The organism is Pseudomonas sp. ITEM 17296 (assembly GCF_028895205.1).
GTDB classification, from domain to species: domain Bacteria; phylum Pseudomonadota; class Gammaproteobacteria; order Pseudomonadales; family Pseudomonadaceae; genus Aquipseudomonas; species Aquipseudomonas kermanshahensis.
Genome location: NZ_WJRS01000012.1, coordinates 1 through 17,712, shown reverse-complemented (window position 1 = coordinate 17,712; position 17,712 = coordinate 1). Strand labels below are relative to the sequence as shown.

General features: G+C 62.8%; 17 protein-coding genes and 1 pseudogene. 7 read left to right on the top strand and 11 right to left on the bottom strand.

What is annotated here, in order from left to right:
* Window positions 1-21: 21 nt before the first annotated feature.
* The 3 genes from GIB19_RS14975 to GIB19_RS14965 form a co-directional block, all read right to left on the bottom strand.
* The gene (locus tag GIB19_RS14975) at window positions 22-1,086 is read right to left on the bottom strand and encodes a YkvI family membrane protein (protein ID WP_099429949.1); all 1,065 of its coding nucleotides are present in this window, start codon (window positions 1,084-1,086) and stop codon (window positions 22-24) included.
* Window positions 1,087-1,253: 167 nt separating this feature from the next.
* Window positions 1,254-1,631, bottom strand: coding sequence for a RidA family protein (locus tag GIB19_RS14970; RefSeq protein WP_027593976.1), 378 nt, complete (start codon window positions 1,629-1,631; stop codon window positions 1,254-1,256).
* A gap of 12 nt (window positions 1,632-1,643) precedes the next feature.
* Window positions 1,644-2,780, bottom strand: a complete 1,137-nt coding sequence (locus tag GIB19_RS14965; protein WP_274887023.1) for an NAD(P)/FAD-dependent oxidoreductase — start codon at window positions 2,778-2,780, stop codon at window positions 1,644-1,646.
* A 115-nt stretch (window positions 2,781-2,895) separates the two neighbouring features.
* On the opposite strand from GIB19_RS14965, the gene GIB19_RS14960 reads away from it, so the two are divergent.
* Together GIB19_RS14960 and GIB19_RS14955 are read left to right on the top strand one after the other, a co-directional pair.
* Window positions 2,896-3,501, top strand: coding sequence for a helix-turn-helix domain-containing protein (locus GIB19_RS14960; RefSeq protein WP_033694146.1), 606 nt, complete (start codon window positions 2,896-2,898; stop codon window positions 3,499-3,501).
* Window positions 3,502-3,622: 121 nt separating this feature from the next.
* Window positions 3,623-4,408: a sulfite exporter TauE/SafE family protein gene (locus GIB19_RS14955; RefSeq protein WP_274887022.1), complete on the top strand. Its 786-nt coding sequence runs from the start codon at window positions 3,623-3,625 to the stop codon at window positions 4,406-4,408.
* A gap of 12 nt (window positions 4,409-4,420) precedes the next feature.
* Here GIB19_RS14955 and GIB19_RS14950 read toward each other — a convergent pair whose 3' ends face one another.
* The 5 genes and pseudogenes from GIB19_RS14950 to GIB19_RS14930 form a co-directional block, all read right to left on the bottom strand.
* The gene (locus GIB19_RS14950) at window positions 4,421-4,960 is read right to left on the bottom strand and encodes a histidine phosphatase family protein (protein WP_274887021.1); all 540 of its coding nucleotides are present in this window, start codon (window positions 4,958-4,960) and stop codon (window positions 4,421-4,423) included.
* An 87-nt stretch (window positions 4,961-5,047) separates the two neighbouring features.
* A complete protein-coding gene (locus GIB19_RS14945) occupies window positions 5,048-5,380 on the bottom strand; it encodes a DUF3325 domain-containing protein (protein WP_027593981.1) in 333 nt (110 codons plus the stop codon).
* Window positions 5,377-6,897: pseudogene (locus GIB19_RS14940) on the bottom strand (PepSY-associated TM helix domain-containing protein). The gene GIB19_RS14945 and the pseudogene GIB19_RS14940 overlap by 4 nt, the downstream one beginning before the upstream one ends.
* Window positions 6,894-7,181, bottom strand: coding sequence for a hypothetical protein (locus GIB19_RS14935; protein WP_027593983.1), 288 nt, complete (start codon window positions 7,179-7,181; stop codon window positions 6,894-6,896). Before GIB19_RS14935 ends, GIB19_RS14940 begins: the two are co-directional and overlap by 4 nt.
* A gap of 176 nt (window positions 7,182-7,357) precedes the next feature.
* Window positions 7,358-9,598, bottom strand: a complete 2,241-nt coding sequence (locus tag GIB19_RS14930) for a TonB-dependent siderophore receptor (protein ID WP_099429956.1) — start codon at window positions 9,596-9,598, stop codon at window positions 7,358-7,360.
* 240 nt (window positions 9,599-9,838) lie between these two features.
* Here GIB19_RS14930 and GIB19_RS14925 point away from each other — a divergent pair, with 240 nt between their 5' ends.
* The 3 genes from GIB19_RS14925 to GIB19_RS14915 all read left to right on the top strand — a co-directional run bounded on the left by GIB19_RS14925 (window position 9,839) and on the right by GIB19_RS14915 (window position 11,848).
* On the top strand, window positions 9,839-11,122 hold the full coding sequence (locus GIB19_RS14925) for an arsenic transporter (protein ID WP_027593985.1): 1,284 nt from the start codon (window positions 9,839-9,841) through the stop codon (window positions 11,120-11,122).
* A 104-nt stretch (window positions 11,123-11,226) separates the two neighbouring features.
* Window positions 11,227-11,547 carry a transcriptional regulator gene (locus GIB19_RS14920; protein ID WP_099429957.1) on the top strand — a complete coding sequence of 107 codons (321 nt, stop codon included), beginning with the start codon at window positions 11,227-11,229 and terminating at the stop codon, window positions 11,545-11,547.
* Entirely contained in the window at window positions 11,534-11,848 is a 315-nt protein-coding gene (locus tag GIB19_RS14915; protein WP_099429958.1) for a helix-turn-helix domain-containing protein, read from the top strand. The genes GIB19_RS14920 and GIB19_RS14915 overlap by 14 nt, the downstream gene beginning before the upstream one ends.
* Window positions 11,849-11,906: 58 nt before the next feature.
* Here GIB19_RS14915 and umuC read toward each other — a convergent pair whose 3' ends face one another.
* A complete protein-coding gene (gene umuC / locus GIB19_RS14910; RefSeq protein WP_274887020.1) occupies window positions 11,907-13,181 on the bottom strand; it encodes a Y-family DNA polymerase in 1,275 nt (424 codons plus the stop codon).
* A 135-nt stretch (window positions 13,182-13,316) separates the two neighbouring features.
* Here umuC and GIB19_RS14905 point away from each other — a divergent pair, with 135 nt between their 5' ends.
* Window positions 13,317-14,519, top strand: a complete 1,203-nt coding sequence (locus GIB19_RS14905; RefSeq protein WP_099429960.1) for an MFS transporter — start codon at window positions 13,317-13,319, stop codon at window positions 14,517-14,519.
* Between the two features lie 7 nt (window positions 14,520-14,526).
* Here the strand turns inward: GIB19_RS14905 and GIB19_RS14900 are convergent, their stop codons facing one another.
* The gene (locus GIB19_RS14900) at window positions 14,527-14,955 is read right to left on the bottom strand and encodes a LexA family protein (protein WP_027593988.1); all 429 of its coding nucleotides are present in this window, start codon (window positions 14,953-14,955) and stop codon (window positions 14,527-14,529) included.
* Window positions 14,956-15,055: 100 nt separating this feature from the next.
* Between GIB19_RS14900 and GIB19_RS14895 the strand changes: the two genes are divergently transcribed.
* Window positions 15,056-15,760, top strand: coding sequence for an SOS response-associated peptidase family protein (locus GIB19_RS14895; protein ID WP_274887017.1), 705 nt, complete (start codon window positions 15,056-15,058; stop codon window positions 15,758-15,760).
* Window positions 15,761-15,792: 32 nt separating this feature from the next.
* Here GIB19_RS14895 and GIB19_RS14890 read toward each other — a convergent pair whose 3' ends face one another.
* The gene (locus GIB19_RS14890) at window positions 15,793-17,607 is read right to left on the bottom strand and encodes an ABC transporter ATP-binding protein/permease (protein WP_274887016.1); all 1,815 of its coding nucleotides are present in this window, start codon (window positions 17,605-17,607) and stop codon (window positions 15,793-15,795) included.
* Window positions 17,608-17,712 lie beyond the last annotated feature (105 nt).

Below are 17,712 nucleotides of genomic sequence, written 5' to 3'. Positions count from 1 at the left end.
ATGAGCTGCGCAGCAACCCCGCTACACCACCACCGCTTTTACCGCCTTACCCCGCCGCACCCAGGCCAGCAACACCGCTGCCATCAGCACAAAACCCAGGTAGCCAAACAGCGGATATACCTCGCCCACCAGGCTGATGAACCCCACCAGGCTACAGCCAAACGCCACCACCCCGGTCACCACCGAGCCCCAGCGAAACGTCGCCGTGCCCGCCGGCAACAGCCGCGAAAGGAACGAGAACATAGTGCCCACCGCCGTGTTCACGATCATGCCGAAAATGATCAGGCACATCACCAGCCCCAACAGCGGCGACACCTCATTGGCAATCGACAGCATCGGCATCGGCAGATCGGCAACACTGTCCAGGCGCGACAACAGCCCGGCGCTCATCACCAACATCAAGCCACCGAGCGCTGCACCGCCCAGCAACCCGCCCCACACCGCAGTCTTCTCGCCCTTGGCCGAGCCCCCCAGAATGGCCAGGATCGGCGCACCGGCAACGATGTTGTAGGACACATACAAGAACGCGCCCAACAGCCAATGACGGGTACCGGCCTGCTGCTGGCTCGCCAGGTGATCGAGGTCGGCAAAGCTCTGCTCGCGGGTGAACACTGCGTACAGTGCAATCGCCGACGCCACCAGGATCAACAACGGGGTGATCGCGCCGATGGCCAGGATCACCTTGCGCACGTCCAGGCACACGATGCCCACCACCACGACCGTCATCAGCACGCTGCCGGTCAACGCCGGGATGCCGAACTGCTGCTCCAGCAGTGCCCCCCCACCGGCCAGCATGACCACGGTGACGGCGAACATGAAGAAGGTGATCAGCCAGTCGACGAACAGGCCCAGGTGACGGCCACAGATGGCCTGTATCACGTCCTTGTGCGATGTGGCCCGCAGGCGGTTGCCCAAGCCCGCCAGGGCCATGCCGAGGAAGGTGAACAAGGCGGCGCTGACCAGCGCGCCGACCAGCCCCCACACCCCGAAATCGACAAAGAACAACAACAGTTCCCGCCCCGAAGCAAAGCCCGCCCCCACGATCACGCCAACGAAGGCCCCGGCGATTTTCAGCTGCTCTTGCATGTGAACCTCTGGTTTTATTGTTGTTGTGCGTCACTGCGGCAAAGAACCCCTGTAGGAGCAGCCTTGTGCTGCGAAGAGGCCTTCAGCACCCCAGCAATGCCATGGGCATCTGGCCCCTTACGCAGCACTAGGCTGCGCCTACAATTTCCTGCTGGATCAGTGAACGGTTACGCTTGGCCGATAAACGCCTGCACCTCGATCTCCACATCCACCCCCAGCGCCAACGCCGAGGCCACCGTCGAACGAACCGGCAAGGCGGCGCCGAAGAATTCCTTGTAAACCTCGTTGAAGCCGGCGAAGTGGCTCATGTCCGACAGCCACACCGTGGCTTTCACCACTTGATCGAAGCGTGCCCCGCACGCCTCCAGGCTCTCGGCGATGCGTTCGCAGGCCGCGCGGGTCTGGGTCTGGATATCACCCCGTACCACTTCGCCGCCGGCACTCATCGGTACTTGGCCAGACAGAAACAGGAAGCCGCCGGCTTTTACCCCACGGGAAAACGGAAATGGCAGGCTGCTGGGAAAACGCTGGATATCATTGCTCATAAAAAGCTCCTTTCAGGGTTGCTGGAAACGTGCCGGGGACAAGCGTTCAGGCGCCACCCCCTGGCTGACAAGGCTAGGGCACAGCGGCTGGCCAAGCAGCAGGTCAGCTGCCAGGCGCGAAGCACCTGCGGCCGACTGGATGCCATAGCCACCTTGCGCCGCCAGCCAGAAAAACGCAGGCATGCGTGCATCAAAACCAATCACCAGGTCGCCATCGGCAACAAACGAACGCAAACCGGCCCAACTGTGGCTTGGGCGGCGGATAGTCAGCGTGGTCATGGCTTCGATGTTGTAGATGCCCACCGCCACATCGAGCTCTTCGGGCGCGGCATCCTGGGGTTCGACCGGGTCGGCGTTGGCGGGCGAGCCGAGCAGTTGCCCGGCGTCGGGCTTGAAATAGAAGCTCTCGTCAACGCCAATCACCGCTGGCCAACGGGCGAAGTTTTGCTCGGCGGGGCCGGGGAAAGTAAACGCGCTGCGGCGGCACGGCTGCAGGCCGATGGGCGCCACGCCGCATTGCTCGGCGACGCGGTCGGCCCAGGCACCTGCCGCATTGACCAGTTGATGAGCCTGGACACAGCTGCCATCGCTCAATTCCACCTGCCACACGCCATCGAGCAAGCGGGCCTTGGCCAATTCCGCGTTGCAGCGCAGTTCACCCCCGGCAGCCCGATAGCCGCGCAAAAACCCTTGGTGCAGCGCGTGTACATCCAGGTCCATGGCGCCTGGCTCCAGCACCGCGCCGGCCACGACCTCGGGCCGCAGGCTCGGCACCAGCGCCAGCGCCGCGTCGCGGTCGAGCAGGCTGACTTCGGTGCCATTGGCCAGGTTCTGCGCATGGGTCTGTTCGAGCAGTTGCTGTTGTTCATGGCTGGCGACATAGAGGCAGCCGCGCGGCTCAAGCAAAGGGTGTTCGCAGAAGCCTGCGGGCGGCGCTTCGTAGAACGCGCGGCTGGCACGGGTCAGCGCCTGAATCTGCGGCGTGCCGTAGGCCTCCATGAACATAGCCGCCGAGCGCCCGGTCGAGTGATAGCCCGGCTGTGACTCGCGCTCGAGCAGCAGCACCCGTTGCTGGCCAGCCAGGCGATAACCCAAGGAGGCGCCGGCAATGCCTGCGCCGATGATCAGGGTGTCGTAGATCGGGGTCATGCACGCTCCTGCTTCGATAATTATCATTTATGAGAATTCTAATATATGAGAATTTAGAAATGCGCAAGGGTCCAAGGTAATATGCCCGACCAACGCCGTATGCCGAGTGCCCCGAATGCCCGATGACCGTCCCGATGCACTGCCCTTGCTAGACCGCGCCGCCGTTGGCAGGCGCCTGCGCCAAGTGCGCAAGGCGCGCCAATTGACCCTCAAGCAATTGTCCGAAGCCAGCGGCGTGCCGGTGTCGACCTTGTCGAAAATGGAGCTTGCCCAGGTCTCGGTGAGTTACGAAAAACTGGCCGCCGCTGCCCGCGCGCTGAATGTCGATATCGCGCAGTTGTTCCGTGCCAGCGGCACGGCTGATACGCCGGTGCCGGTCACCGTGGTGGTGGATTCACTGGCCGCGGTGGCGGGCTACGCGACGGGTACCTACGACTACCACCCGATCGCCGGTGCATTCCCCGAGCGGCGCATGACACCCGCCTATGCCCGCATCATCGCCCGCGAACGCGGGCAGTTCGACGACTTTATCCGCCACCCAGGGCAAGAGTTCGCACTGGTGCTCAGCGGGCGCGTGCGCATCGAGTTCGAAACGGGTGAAGCCGTTAGCATCGGGCCGCAGGAGACGGCCTACTTCAATAGCCAGGTGGGGCATATCTACCTGTCGGAAAGCGAAGACGGCGGTGATGCGCAGGTGATGGTGGTCATGACGGACCGCTGAGCGGTGCCGCACAGGCACCACGCAGTTATAACCTAATAACGAACTAGTCTATTTGGCTATTAAAAATTCTATATGCTGGCTTCCATCCGATAACGGGCAAAGTTGGGCAGTCGAGTAGCGTATGGATGTAGGTTCTTTCGGTTTCACCCTTGCCGGGCTGGTCGTGGGTTTCATCGTCGGTATGACCGGCGTAGGTGGCGGCTCGCTGATGACCCCTATTCTTTTGTGGTTTGGCATCAACCCGGCCACTGCTGTCGGCACCGACCTGCTCTATGCCGCCATCACCAAGGCCAGTGGCGTCTGGGTGCATGCCCGCAACAAGAACATCGACTGGAAAATCACCGGCCTGCTGAGCCTGGGCAGCGTGCCCGCCGCCGCACTCACCCTGTGGTTCCTCAGCACCCTGCATACCGACACCTCGGCGCTCAACGCCATCATCAAACAAGGCCTGGCCGTGGTGTTGATCCTCACCGCACTGGCCATTCTGTTCAAATCGCGCCTGCAGGCATTCGCCAGCCATCATGCCGGTGACCACTATCACCTCAGCGACCGCAGCCTGAACACACTGACCGTGCTCACCGGCGTCGTGCTGGGCGTCATGGTCACCCTGACCTCCATCGGCGCTGGCGCATTGGGCACCGTGGCCTTGTTCCTGCTTTATCCGTTCCTGGTGACCCGCCGCCTGGTCGGCACCGAAATCGCCCACGCGGTACCGCTGACCTTGGTCGCGGGCCTGGGCCACGCCGGCATGGGCAACATGGACTGGTCGCTGTTGGGCTACCTGCTGCTCGGTTCGCTGCCGGGTATCTACATGGGCAGCCACCTTACCGGGCGGATTTCCGACCGCGTGCTGCGCCCGTGCCTGGCCGCGATGCTGTTGCTGATCGGCTACAAACTGGCCTTCTGACTGCCACCGCTATCAACCCAGACGCAGACGCCACTGCCCGGCGAAGCTGAGCTCAAGGCACGATAGCGGCAGCACATCAATGCGCTGATGGGCGCTCATCGGACACCCCAATAGCTGGACCAGTACGGCGCGGATGACCATGGGGTGAGTCACCGCCAGCCATTCACCCGGCGTGTCGAACGCCGCTAGCCAAGCCGCCACGCGCTGGCACAGCTGGGCGAACGATTCGCCGCCATGCGGTGCGCTGTCGGGGTTTTCCAGCCATTCGGACAACGCCTGTGGATGAGCTGCCTGCAACTGCTTGAGCGACAAGCCTTGCCAACACCCCAGGTCGCAATCCGCCAATGCCGGTTCGACCCGTGCTTGCGCCGATAAAAATGCCGCTGTCTCGCAGGCCCGCCGCTCCGGCGCACTCAGCACCTGCACGGCAGGCCCAGCTGACACGGGCGGTTGCTCAAGCGCCAGGATGCCGTCCTCCGGCCGGGGCAGGCAGCCGGTCTTCTGCGCGTGGGTCAGGGCATGGCAAACGAGGGTCAGGCGAACGGCTTTCACCGGTGCTCTCTTCATGGCAGGCGGGAGCGGATGGTTTAGCATGCCGTCACTTTTTTTGCGCGACGAAATGCGCCTGGCCTGTGCGGATCAAGCCAGCAGCAACATCACACCCCACACCGGCACTGCCGCCGACAAGCCGACGGCCAGCCGCGGCCAGTAGGGCAATAGCATCACCAGCAGCATCCCTGCCAGCGACAGCGCCCCGAACCACGCCACCGGCCCCATGGCCCAACCCCAGGCCTGGGCGCACAGCAGCAGGCTGACCAGCAGCGCCAGCCACCCTGCCCCTCGCAACCCCAGGCGTAGGCCACGTGGGCAGGGCCGATTCCAGACATGCTTGTAATGCCGCTCCAAGCCCTGGCACAACGCGAGCATCCCGACGTAGGCAAACAACATACCGCCTGTAACCCACATCATCATGCGCCCGCCTCCACGCTTCGCCCTGCCCTGGTCTTCTGCGGCGCCGACGCAGCCTGACGTACCCGCCAAGCCACCAGCCCCAGCAACACGCCCAACACCATCGCACACGCCACCACACCCAGGCGCATCGCGTCAGCCATGCCACCCAACGCGGCCAAGCCGATGCATAGCAGCGCCACCAACAGCAATTGCTCGACCCAGGCGCGCCGTGCCGGCCTCATCCCCGCGTGCAGCAGCGCCAGCAGCCACGTGCCAAAGAACACGCGCACCTCCCAGCTTTCCCGTTGCACGAGCTCAACCGGCAACAAGCGGCTGGCCCACAGCAGGGCCACGCAGGCCAGTAACAACCCGCTGACGAAGCCGACATTGCACACTTCGGCTACCCGGTACCAGCGCCGCGCCAAAGGCTGCGCCGTGGCGCTGGCATATTTGCGCCCACGCTTGACGCAAAACAGCACCAGCCCACTGGCGATCATCACGCAACTGACCACCCCGCAAATGAAGTACAGCCAACGCATCGGGTAGCCGCCGAACTGGGCAAAGTGCAAACCGACCATCACCCGCTGAGTCAGCGGGGCCGCACGCCACTCAGGCACATCGCTAAGCAGCTCGCCGCTGACGCCATCGAAGACCATCGCCTGGCCTTTGGCGAGGGCGATCCGGTTGCCCAGCTCGGGGCGGATTTCAATACGCGCGCCTGCGGTGTTGGGGTTGCGGATGTTCAAGCCGCCAATCGGCCCCAGCCGCGCCTCGGCCTGGGCCAGCTACGGCGCCACATCAACCAGTTCGCCCGGCTGCCTGGCCAGTTGCCGTGGCTGCTCCAGGCGGGCATTGCCCTGCGCCTGGAAGTACGCGCGGCTGTCGCCTTCGAACAATGCATCGACCCCTGCCGGGATGTAGATGAGCATGAAGATCACCAACCCGGTGTAGGTGATCATCAGGTGGAACGGCAGCAACAGCACGGCGCTGGCATTGTGAAAGTCCAGCCATGAGCGCTGGCCCTTGTTGGGCCGGAAGGTGAAGAACTCCTTGAAGATCTTTTTGTGGATCACGATGCCCGTGACCAGTGCCGCCAGCATCACCAACGCCAGCGCACCGACCACGAAGATGCCCCAGTTGCGCGGCAAGTCGAGGGTGAAATGGAAGCGGAAAAAGAAGTTGCCGCCGACACTGTCACGCACCTCGATGGCCTCGCCGGTACGCGGGTCGAGCTGCACGCCACCGCCATGGCGACGTTCGCCGGTGGACACCCGCAACCCGGGCGAACGCTCGGTGGGCAGGCTGATGCCCCAGTTGCCGGCCTTCGGTTCGTGGGCTTGCAGATAGGCAACGGCCCGCCGAGCGGCGTCGGCCTGGGACACCTCGGTTGCCGGGACCTCCGGCTGCATCCAGTGATTGAGCTCCTTGTCGAACACCGCCAGGGTGCCGGTGACGAAGATGGCAAACAGCAGCCAGCCGAAAATCAGCCCGGCCCAGGTGTGCAACCAGGCCATCGATTGGGTGAAGGTATTCTTCATGCCAGCCACCTCAGTGCCTGCGGCCAGAAGCCGATCAGTGCCAGCGGTGCAGCAAGCACCAGCGGCGCCCAGGCACGCACGGCATCACGGCTGGCAAAGGCCCAGAGGATTGCGCCGGTGTAGAAGATGAAGGCTGGCAGGGTCGCGACAATGACCGCGTCGGCGGACGACAGCGGCAGCAACCGGGCCAGGCAGGCACTGGCGGCGTAGCTGAACGCGTAACCGCCCAGCAACGCCGCGGTGCTGCGGGAGAAGATCTGCAGCCAGGCGGGGGCTTGGATCATCGGAAGCTCCTCGAGGGTCTTGGGTGGGCTGCTGCGCATGCCGATCGCCCTGTAGGAGCAGCCTTGTGCTGCGAAGCGGTCGATGACAGCCCCGAGAGTCTTCGCTGTTGTCACCGGCCTCTTCGCAGCACAAGGCTGCTCCTACAGGGGGATTGGGCCGCACTGCGGCCCCGGGATCAGAAGGTGATATTCAACGAAGCAAACACCGCCCGACCCGGCTGGTTGTAAGTGTTGGCGCCCGAGCTGCTGGCATTGCCACCGCGCAGGATCTGCTTATCGAACACGTTGTTCACCCCCACCCGCACGTCATAGTTGGCGTTGAACTTGTAACCTGTGCTCACGTCCACCAGACCGTAGGCTTCGACATCCTGCTGCGCCTCCTGGTCGTAGCTTTCCTGGGTGCGGTAGTTGTAGGTCGGCGACTTCTGCTTGCCGAAGTAAGTGCCTGCCACCTGGAACGACAGTTTGTCGGTGGCGCGCCAGTCGAGGGTGGTATTGACCGTGTACTCTGGGATCACCGACAGCGGCTCGCCCGTCTCGCGGTTGTCATTGTCGAGCATCCAGGTCAGGTTGGTGTTCCAGTCCAGGGTCGGGCTCAGCTCGATGAAGAAGTTGCCCTCGATCCCTTCCACGCGCGCTTCGCCGGCGTTCTCCCACTGCGTCACGCGGCGGCCACTGTTGATGGTGTAGAGCACATCGGTGTCGCCGATGATCTTGTTCTTGTAATCGTTGCGGAAGTAGGTCGCGCTGGTGCGCCAGGTGCCACGGTCGTACAGCAGGCCGATCTCTTTGTTGACGCTGATTTCTGGCTTGAGGTCGGCGTTGCCCTGTAGGTAGCAACCACCCGAGTTGGTCTGCTGCACGCTGCAACCGTTACCACGGCTGTAGAGCAGGTAGTTGGGGTTGGACTGGTACAGGTTCGGCACCTTGTAGGCGCGGGCGATACCGCCCTTGACCGACAGCGCCTCGGTCAGCTTGTGCGAGAGGTTAAGGCTGGGGCTGAAGTTGTCGCCGAAGGTCTCGTGGTGGTCAAAGCGCAGGCCTGGGGTGACGGTGGTGTCGCCGACAATGATGTTGTCTTCGACGAACAGCGCGTAGCTCTTGGCGGTCATCTTCGAGTTGCTGCGGTCGAAGCCGCTGATCGCGTCGTTGCCACCACCACTGGGGTCAAAACTCTGCGGGCGGAACGAGCCTTGATCGTTGAGCGACTCGTACAGGTACTCGCCACCCAGGGTCAATACATGCTCGGTGCTGCCCATGGCGAATGGCAGGTTAACTTCGCTGCTCAGACGAGTATTGCGCAGCCGCGACATGGCGGCGCCGCTGTCGTTGATCGCGCCTTCCGGGCCCCCGGCCAAGCCTTCGTTGAGGCGCCAGTTGCGCACGTACTCGTAGGCCAGCGTGGTCTTGCTGGTGCCCCAGGCGAAATCGCCCAGGTGGGTCAGGTCGTAGGTGTTGCGCTGCATCACGTTGGTCTCGTGGCCATACAGGCTGGAGATCAGATCGACATTGCTGCCGCCGTTGCTGTTCATGGTGTCGCCAGCATAAATGTTGCCTTGTCGGCTGTAGCCGGCGCTGGTTTCAAAGCGGTGCTCGTCGTTGAGTTTCCAGCTCAGCATCCCGTTGATGTCTTTGTTGCGCACGCCTTCGCGGCCGGCCGACAGCGCACTGTTGGCATGGCCGGCGTTGATGTCCAGGTCGTCGGCGTCGGTCTTGGCCAGGCCACCGTACAGGCGGAAACCCAAGTTTTCGGTGAGGCCGCCCCCCAGGTTGAAGTTGGTACGGCGGCTGGCCCCCTCGGCGCTGTCTTCGGGCATCTGCGTGTACAGGCTGACGCTGCCTTTGAGCTCATCGGTCGGGCGCTTGGTGATGATGTTGACCACCCCGCCCATGGCGCCAGAGCCGTAACGCGCCGCCGCCGGGCCGCGCAGGATCTCGATGCGCTCGACCGCTTCGGCCGGCACCCAGTTGGTTTCGCCACGGGTATCGCGGTCGCCGTTCCAGCCATAGCGCACCGCATTGCGAGCGCTCGAAGGCTTGCCGTCGATAAGGATCAAGGTGTTTTCCGGCCCCATGCCACGCAGGTCGATCTGCCGGTTGTTGCCGCGCGCACCGCTGGCACTGTTGCCGGTCAGGTTGACCCCCGGTTCGCGGCGGATCAGTTCGGACAGGTCATTGGCCGGGGGATGACGCTTGATGTCCTCTTCGGTGATGATCGACGAACCCAGCGCCTGCCGCGCTTCGCGCTCGGCGGTGACCAGGGTGTCCTGAATGACCAGCGCGCTTTGCGCAGCAGGCACCTCCAGCACTTCACCGGCGCGTTGCTCTTCAGCCTGGGCGGCAGTCGCGACCATGGCCGGCGAGGCCAACGCAACGAACGCCAGGGCCAGGCTGTTGGGTGAAGGTCTGGATTGCATCGGTACATCTCCTGCGATTCATGAGCGAAAAGGCACATCCCTGCCAGGAAGCCGGCGAGCCCTCGCCCACCGGCCTCGCAACTACAAAGTGGAGGCCAACAGGGGTGGTAAATATAGTGATTCTCAAATGAGTTTAAATCTTATTTACGAAACTTACATGTTTGTAACGGAACTTTGCTGAAACGCCCGTGCTTGCCCTACTCTGTGGCGGCTTCTTTGGCCCTTCGAGACCTTGTGTTCATGCTCCCAGCCGCGTTGATTTTCCTGTTCACCCTGACCCTGGTCATCTGGCAGCCCAAAGGCCTGGGCGTCGGCTGGAGCGCCACCTTGGGCGCCGTGCTCGCGCTGGTGTGCGGGGTGGTGTCGCTGCACGACATCCCCACGGTCTGGGCCATCATCTGGAACGCCACGGCGACGTTCATCGCCCTCATCATCATCAGCCTGCTGCTGGACGAAGCTGGCTTCTTCGAATGGGCGGCGCTGCACGTGGCGCGGTGGGCGGGAGGTGACGGGCGCCGCCTGTTCGCCTTCATGGTGCTGCTGGGCGCCGCTGTGTCGGCGCTGTTCGCCAATGACGGCGCGGCGTTGATCCTTACACCCATCGTCATGTCGATGCTGCTGGCGCTGCGCTTCTCGCCCGCCGCCACCCTGGCCTTCGTCATGGGTGCGGGCTTTATCGCCGACACTGCGAGCCTGCCACTGGTGGTGTCGAACCTGGTGAACATTGTCTCGGCGGACTACTTCGGCCTGGGTTTCAACGCCTATGCCTCGGTCATGGTGCCGGTGAACCTGGTGGCCGTGGCAGCCACCTTGTTGGTGCTGAGGGTGTACTTTGGCCGCGACATCCCGCTGCGCTATGCCACCGATGAGCTCAAGCTGCCAGCCATGGCCATCCGCGATCGCGCAACGTTTCGTGTCGGTTGGGTGGTGCTGCTGGCGCTGCTGGCCAGCCTGTTCGTGCTCGAGCCGTTGGGTATCCCGGTCAGTGCCGTGGCCGCAGCCTGTGCGGCCGTACTGTTCGCCGTCGCTGCCCGTGGTCACGTTATTTCCACACGCCGCGTGCTGCGCGAAGCCCCGTGGCAGATCGTGGTGTTTTCGCTGGGGATGTACCTGGTGGTCTACGGGTTGCGCAATGCCGGCCTGACCGACTCGCTGGGCAGCGTGCTGAACTGGCTGGCCGGCCATGGGGTGTGGGCGGCTTCGCTCGGTACCGGGCTGATTGCCGCGCTGTTGTCGTCGGTGATGAACAACCTGCCCAGCGTGCTGATCGGTGCGCTGTCGATCCATGCCAGCGAGGCGCAAGGCGTGGTGCGCGAAGCGATGATCTACGCCAACGTGATTGGCTGTGACCTGGGGCCGAAGATCACCCCGATTGGCAGCCTGGCCACGCTGCTGTGGCTGCATGTGCTGGCGCGCAAAGGGGTCAGCATCGGCTGGGGGTATTACTTCAAGGTCGGGGTGTTGCTGACGGTGCCGGTGTTGCTGGTGACATTGGCGGCTTTGGCGGTGCGATTGAGTATTTGATAGTGCCTGGACTGCTTCATTAGCAACCACCTGATACAACCTTGCGCTTCGTCATCTAGCCCAACTCTAGCAAAATTCCTACGTCAAGGACGTAGGGATACAGTATGCTAACAATCATTGAAGCCCCACTTTTTTCAAGACAATGGCCCGATTATTGGTCCATAGAAGAGCACGGGGCATTCATGTCCTACCTTGCGAATGACCCTGATGCCGGAACGGTTATTCCCGGCTCAGGGGGATGCCGCAAGGTACGCTGGTGCTTGGACGGCAAAGGCAAACGAGGAGCGGTCCGGGTGATCTACACAGCCCAGCTCACCAACGGTACGTTGGTTGCACTGCTGATTTACTGTAAAAGCGCCACCGAGAATATCCCCGCGCACGTACTGCGCAAGATTGCAAAGGAGCTCACCCATGCCCCTGACTGAAAAAGACCTGATGTTGCGCGATTCCACTCGCAATATCGGTGAAGAATTACTGGAGTCCATCCGGGATGTGAAGGCGGGCCGCTACGGCGCTGTGCACCAGGTGGAGGTGACCGAGGCAGCCGAAGCCCGAAGCAGAACGGGGCTTTCACAGCTCAAATTCGCAGAGCTGCTAGGCGTTTCGGTGCGTACCCTCCAAGAGTGGGAACAAGGCCGCCGCACCCCTTCTGGTGCAGCTCGTTCATTGTTACATATCGCAGCTTCTCGCCCAGACGTGTTCCGCGAGGTTCTGCAGGATCGGTAAATCGGGCTGGACTCAGCTGGGTTTCCGACGATGGGCTGCAATGCAGCCCTCCTCAGACTCAGCGATTAACCCGCCATAACCCGGCCATCTGCGTCGTGAAGCCTGCGCTCATCAACTCGCGCCGCATTGCCCATTCCGCTGCCGCCGGTACCGCTGCACTGCGCAGCGTGCCCCTACCCCAACGTGCGTTGACACCGTCGATCACACCCATTACCCGCTCCGCATGCACCGTCTGCGACGGGGCAAACAAGTCGCCGGTGAATTGCCCACGCTGGCACAGCTCCAGCAACAACACTTCTGCCTTGCTGTAGCGAAAGCCCTGCCGATAGATACGCCCCACCGCCTCCAGGGCCATGCGTGTGAGCAGCCGCACGTCATCTGTCGGATACGGCAACTGCACCACCACGCCGTTGGCGTACTTGGCCTCGTCCGGGTTGAACATACCGGTACGGATGCTGACGCGCATCTTGCTCGCCAGGGAGCGCTGGCTACGCAACTTCTCCGAGGCGCGCATCACGTAGGTGGCCACGGCTTCCTTGATGGGTGCCAGCTCGGTCAGGCGCTTGCCGAACATGCGGCTGCAACAGATTTCCTGGCGTGGCGGGTCGATGTCCTGCAGTTGCAGGCACGGCGTGCCCGCCAATTCGCGGGCGGTCTTTTCCACCACCACGCTGAAGGTCTTGCGCAGCAGGCCTGGATCGGCGCGTGACAAGTCCCAGGCGGAGCGGATTCCCATGCCCTGCAGGTGCGCGGTGAGGCGTTTGCCGATGCCCCAGACCTCGGACACGTCGCACTTCTTCAACACCCACTCACACTGCGACGCGATGCGCAGGTCGACCACCCCACCGCTGTGAACGGCCCAGCGTTTGGCCGCGTGGTTGGCCAGCTTGGCCAGGGTCTTGGTACCCGCGATGCCGACGCCGACGGGGATGCCGGTGTGCTTGAGCACCCGCTCGCGGATGCCGCGGCCCAGGTAGTCGAGGTCTCCGGGTACGCCGGTCAGGTCGGCGAAGGCTTCGTCGATGGAATACACCTCCAGTGCCGGGACCATGCCTTCGATTACCGCCATCACCCGCTGGCTCATGTCACCGTACAACGCATAGTTGGATGAAAAAGCCACCACGCCATGGCGGCGCAACAGGTCCTTCACCTGGTAATACGGCTGGCCCATCTTCACCCACTGCTTGGCCTCGGCACTGCGGGCGATGATGCACCCATCGTTGTTGCTGAGCACGACGATGGGCGTGCGCAGCAGATCGGGGCGGAACACGCGCTCGCAGCTGGCGTAGAAACTGTTGCAGTCGATCAGGGCGTAAACGGGCTGTGGGTTCATTTCGAAGGCTTACGTTAACTGTATATTTATACAGTACACCTTATAAGCACGCTATCGCCTCCTCCATTCATCCGATTTGCATCCTGCGCGCTGGCTCCTACAGTTCTGAACGTAGCAACCCCCGCGAGACGGCCAATGCGCACCACCGAAAAAACCGGCCATACGATTGCCGCCAATGGCCTGCCAAAGATCCCGCGCAGTGTCTGGGCGCTGGGCTTCGTGTCGATGTTCATGGACATTTCCTCGGAGATGATCCACGCCCTGCTGCCGCTTTACATGGTGACCGTGCTCGGCACCTCGGTGGTCGCGGTCGGCTTTATCGAAGGCATCGCCGAGGCGACCGCATCGATCACCAAGGTGTTTTCCGGCGCACTGAGCGACCGGCTGGGCAAGCGCAAGCTGCTCACGGTCGTGGGCTACGGCCTGGGCGCGCTGACCAAACCCGTATTCCCCTTGGCCTCTGGCCTGGACTGGTTGATCGCGGCACGCTTTGTCGACCGTATCGGCAAGGGCATCCGCGGGGCGCCGCGGGATGCATTGGTGGCCGACGTGACGCCGCCCGAATTGCGCGGCGCCGCCTTCGGCCTGCGCCAGGCACTGGACACTGTCGGCGCCTTCGTTGGGCCGTTGCTGGCGATCTTGCTGATGTGGCTCACGGCCAGTCATTTCCAGACGGTGTTCTGGGTGGCGGTGATCCCTGCGCTTGTGGCGGTCGGCACGCTTGTGGTGTTCGTGCACGAGCCCGAGGCCACGGCCACGTCGCGACCGGTACGTTCGCCACTGGCCCTGCACCAACTGAGGCGGCTTGGCGCCGGCTACTGGCGACTGATCGCATTGGCCATGGTGTTTACCTTGGCACGCTTCAGTGAGGCCTTTTTGTTGCTGCGCGCCCAGGACATGGGCCTGGCCGCGTTATGGGCACCGGCGGTTCTGGTGGTAATGGCCTTGGCCTATTCGCTGTCGGCCTACCCCGCCGGAGTGCTGTCGGACAGGCTTGGCCGCCGTGGTGTATTGATGGCAGGGCTGGGGCTACTGCTGCTGGCTGACGTGATGCTGGCGTTGTGGCCCGGCTGGGCCGGGCTGGCGCTGGGGGTAGTGGCCTGGGGGCTGCACCTGGGTTTCACTCAAGGCGTCTTTGCCGCGCTGATCGCCGACAGCGCCCCGGCCAACCTGCGCGGTACCGCGTTCGGCCTGTTCCACCTGCTGACCGGCGTTGCGCTGCTGGTCGCCAGCGTGGTGGCCGGGCTGATGTGGGATGGGGTCGGGTTCCAGGCCACCTTTCTGCTGGGCGCAGTGTTCGCTGGGATTACCCTGACTGGGGTTGGCTTGCTGCGCTGAACGGCCGCTATTTCGGATCGTGGCTGCGCACGCTGAAGGTCACTACACCCCAGATCGTCAACTCATCGCCTTCGAGGATGTAACGTGGGGGGTAACGCGGGTTCTCCGAGCGCAGCACCACCTGCCCACCCACCTTATGCAGCCGCTTGCACAGCGGTTCGCCATTGACCGCTGCGATCACGATCTGGCCATGCCGCGCTTCGAGGGAGCGGTCGACCAGCACCAGGTCGCCGTCGAAGATCCCGGCGCCCTGCATGCTGTCGCCGTCTATCCTGACCAGATACATATGCGGGGCACGCAGGTTGAACAACTCATCGAGCGAGATGGGCTGCTCCATGTGGTCCGCCGCCGGCGACGGAAAGCCAGCCGGGATGCGGAACAGATAACGCGAAACAGCACCGCTACCGCAGGTGATGGGACCCAGGATGGAAGTCATGGCACGGCCTTGAATTTAACTGTATATAGATACAGTATCGATCTACCGAGCATCAGGTCAATTTCGGCGTAGGACATTTCGACAAGTGGGGGTACATGCCATGTGTGGACGCTTCGCCCAGTCTCAAGGCTTGGCCGATTACCTGCGTGAACTGAACGCCGAACAGGACGTGATCAGCGGCTATGACAACCTGCCGATCGGTCGCTACAACGTCGCCCCCGGCAGCCGGGTGCTGATCCTGCACCGTGCCGAGGACGGGCTGCGCGTCGACCCCTGCCACTGGGGCTGGGCACCGTTCTGGGCCACCGGCAAACGCCCCGCCCCGATCAACGCCCGGGTAGAAACGGTTACCACCGGCAAGTTTTTCAAAGCCCTGTGGCCGCAGGGGCGGGCGTTGGTGATGGCGGATGGTTGGTACGAATGGGTGGCCGACCCGCATGACGCCAAACGCAAGCAGCCGTACTACATCCGCCTGAAAAGCCAGGCACCGATGTTCATGGCCGCGTTGGCCGAAGTGCACACGGGGATGGCGCCTAACGAAGGCGATGGCTTCGTGATCATCACCGCCGCCAGTGACGAGGGCATGGTCGACATCCATGACCGCCGGCCTCTGGTGCTTGAGCCGGCGGATGCGCGCATATGGATTGACGCTGACGTACCCGCCGAGGAAGCCGAGCGCCTGGCACGAGAGCGGTGCCTGCCGGTCGAGGCGTTCGAGTGGTTCCCGGTGAGCAAGGCTGTCGGAAATGTGCGCAACGACGGGGCCGAGTTGATCGTGATGCAGGATACCGAGCATCAACCCTGACGCTGCGCTGTCATTTCCCTCCTACCCCTCCGCTAAACAGGAACGTGCGCCGGTTGCTGCTCCATGACCGACCAGCCCCCATGCCCATCCACCTCGAGCCGATGCGTGTGAAACGCCGCCAACGTACTGCGGTGGCCAACACTCACCAACAGGGCCTGCGGCATCTCGCTGCGCAGTAGCCCATACAACGTATGCTCCAGCCCTTCGTCCATGGCCGAGGTGGACTCGTCGAGAAACACTACTTGGGGCTGGTTGAACAGAACCCGGGCAAACGCCAAGCGCTGTTGCTCACCCACCGAGAGGATGTGCGACCAGTCGCAACTGACGTCCAGGCGTTCGGCAAGGTGGGCCAGGTTGACCTGGCGCAGGGCTTGCTGCATGCGCACTTCATGCTCGGGTGCGCTGGCCGATGGGTAGGCGATAACGGTGCGCAGGTCGCCTAGTGGCAGGTACGGGCGCTGAGACAGGAACAACGCCTGGTGCCCCACGGGGCGCCTGACCTCACCCTCAGCGTAAGGCCAGAGCCCAGCCAATGCACGCAACAAGGTGGTTTTACCACTCCCTGAAGGCCCTTTGATCAACAGCGCCTGGCCAGCGCGCAGGCTCAGATCAAGGTTGGCAATAAGGGGATGGCCATCGGGGCGCAGTACCTGCAAACCGGCAATGTCCAGGGCATGCGGCTGTTGCTCGGTAGTGACGCGCGGCAGCGAACTGGCCTGTTCATTGGCATCGAGAAAGCCCGTCAAACGATCGAGGGTGGCGCGGTACTGGGCGAATGCGTCGTAGGATTCGCGGAAGAACGACAACGAATCCTGCACCTGGCCAAAGGCCTGTGAGGTCTGCATCACGTCGCCAAGCTTGATAGCGCCACTGAAGAAACGCGGCGCCTGAAGGATGAAGGGAAACACCACGGCAACCTGGCTGATACCCAGGTTGAAACCGCTGAACTTCAAGTTTCGGAAGACCAATGCCCAAGCGTTGACAATCAATGCGCCAAAGCGGCCCAACAGTGTGCCCCGCTCTACCTGTGCACCTTGATAGAAGGCGATGTTCTCGGCATTTTCACGCAGGCGCATCAGCGCGTAACGGAAGTTAGCGGTGAGTTTCTCGTTGAGGAAGTTCAGACGAATCAACGGGCGGCCAAGGCGAAAGGCAATCCAAGTGGCAACGATCACGTACAGGTACACGGCAAAGACCATCGCCCGCGGGATCTCGACCCCCGCCACTGCCAGCGGTGCCGACAAGCCCCAGAGGATGCCCGTGAATGCCACCAACGACACCAGCGCACTGACTGCGCCGAGGGCAAGCGACACGGAGTTGGTGACGAAAGCATTGACGTCCAGCTCGATACGCTGGTCGGGGTTGTCTACGGGCTCGGCGAGGAACTGGCCACGGTAGTAAGCATCGCCGTGCATCCAGTCGTGCGTCAGGCGCTTGGTGAGCCAGACTCGCCAGTGAATGCTGAAGGCCTGGGTCACGTAGAACGTGAACAGCGAGCGCAGCACGTGGATGGTGGCGAGCACCGCAAATACGCCTAGCAGGTACCAGAAGGCGCTCTGATCCAGGCCTTGCAGGGCGCTGTAGAAACCGTTGTACCAGAACGAAAACAGCACGTTCAGGCGCACCGAGAACAGCGTCATCACCAATAACAGGGCAAACACCAACAGCGGCCGCCAGCTGCGCCTGAAGCTGAAATACGACCCGGCGAGCTGCCAGAATTGGCTGCCCCAGCGTGTAAAACGCACTGCCAGTGTCGCCGCTGCGGTGAAGCAGACCAGGGTGATGGACGAGGCGATTGCCAGCCAGCTCAGGCTCTCTTGCAAAGCCTGGTGCCAGTTCATTTCCATGATGGGTATCCATGCTGAGTATTTCCGCGAGGGTAGCATTACCTCAGGTTTTATCAGGCATGGATGACGCATGTTTCATCATCACGGCCAGTGTTGACGGCCAGA

Coding starts and splice junctions, on each gene's coding strand:
- GIB19_RS14890 (WP_274887016.1), bottom strand. CDS start 17,607: ATGGAAATGAACTGGCACCAGGCTTTGCAAGAGAGCCTGAGCTGGCTG.
- GIB19_RS14935 (WP_027593983.1), bottom strand. CDS start 7,181: ATGATCCAAGCCCCCGCCTGGCTGCAGATCTTCTCCCGCAGCACCGCG.
- umuC (WP_274887020.1), bottom strand. CDS start 13,181: ATGAACCCACAGCCCGTTTACGCCCTGATCGACTGCAACAGTTTCTAC.
- GIB19_RS14945 (WP_027593981.1), bottom strand. CDS start 5,380: ATGATGATGTGGGTTACAGGCGGTATGTTGTTTGCCTACGTCGGGATG.
- GIB19_RS14920 (WP_099429957.1), top strand. CDS start 11,227: ATGCTAACAATCATTGAAGCCCCACTTTTTTCAAGACAATGGCCCGAT.
- GIB19_RS14975 (WP_099429949.1), bottom strand. CDS start 1,086: ATGCAAGAGCAGCTGAAAATCGCCGGGGCCTTCGTTGGCGTGATCGTG.
- GIB19_RS14905 (WP_099429960.1), top strand. CDS start 13,317: ATGCGCACCACCGAAAAAACCGGCCATACGATTGCCGCCAATGGCCTG.
- GIB19_RS14955 (WP_274887022.1), top strand. CDS start 3,623: ATGGATGTAGGTTCTTTCGGTTTCACCCTTGCCGGGCTGGTCGTGGGT.
- GIB19_RS14930 (WP_099429956.1), bottom strand. CDS start 9,598: ATGCAATCCAGACCTTCACCCAACAGCCTGGCCCTGGCGTTCGTTGCG.
- GIB19_RS14895 (WP_274887017.1), top strand. CDS start 15,056: ATGTGTGGACGCTTCGCCCAGTCTCAAGGCTTGGCCGATTACCTGCGT.
- GIB19_RS14900 (WP_027593988.1), bottom strand. CDS start 14,955: ATGACTTCCATCCTGGGTCCCATCACCTGCGGTAGCGGTGCTGTTTCG.
- GIB19_RS14925 (WP_027593985.1), top strand. CDS start 9,839: ATGCTCCCAGCCGCGTTGATTTTCCTGTTCACCCTGACCCTGGTCATC.
- GIB19_RS14965 (WP_274887023.1), bottom strand. CDS start 2,780: ATGACCCCGATCTACGACACCCTGATCATCGGCGCAGGCATTGCCGGC.
- GIB19_RS14970 (WP_027593976.1), bottom strand. CDS start 1,631: ATGAGCAATGATATCCAGCGTTTTCCCAGCAGCCTGCCATTTCCGTTT.
- GIB19_RS14915 (WP_099429958.1), top strand. CDS start 11,534: ATGCCCCTGACTGAAAAAGACCTGATGTTGCGCGATTCCACTCGCAAT.
- GIB19_RS14960 (WP_033694146.1), top strand. CDS start 2,896: ATGCCCGATGACCGTCCCGATGCACTGCCCTTGCTAGACCGCGCCGCC.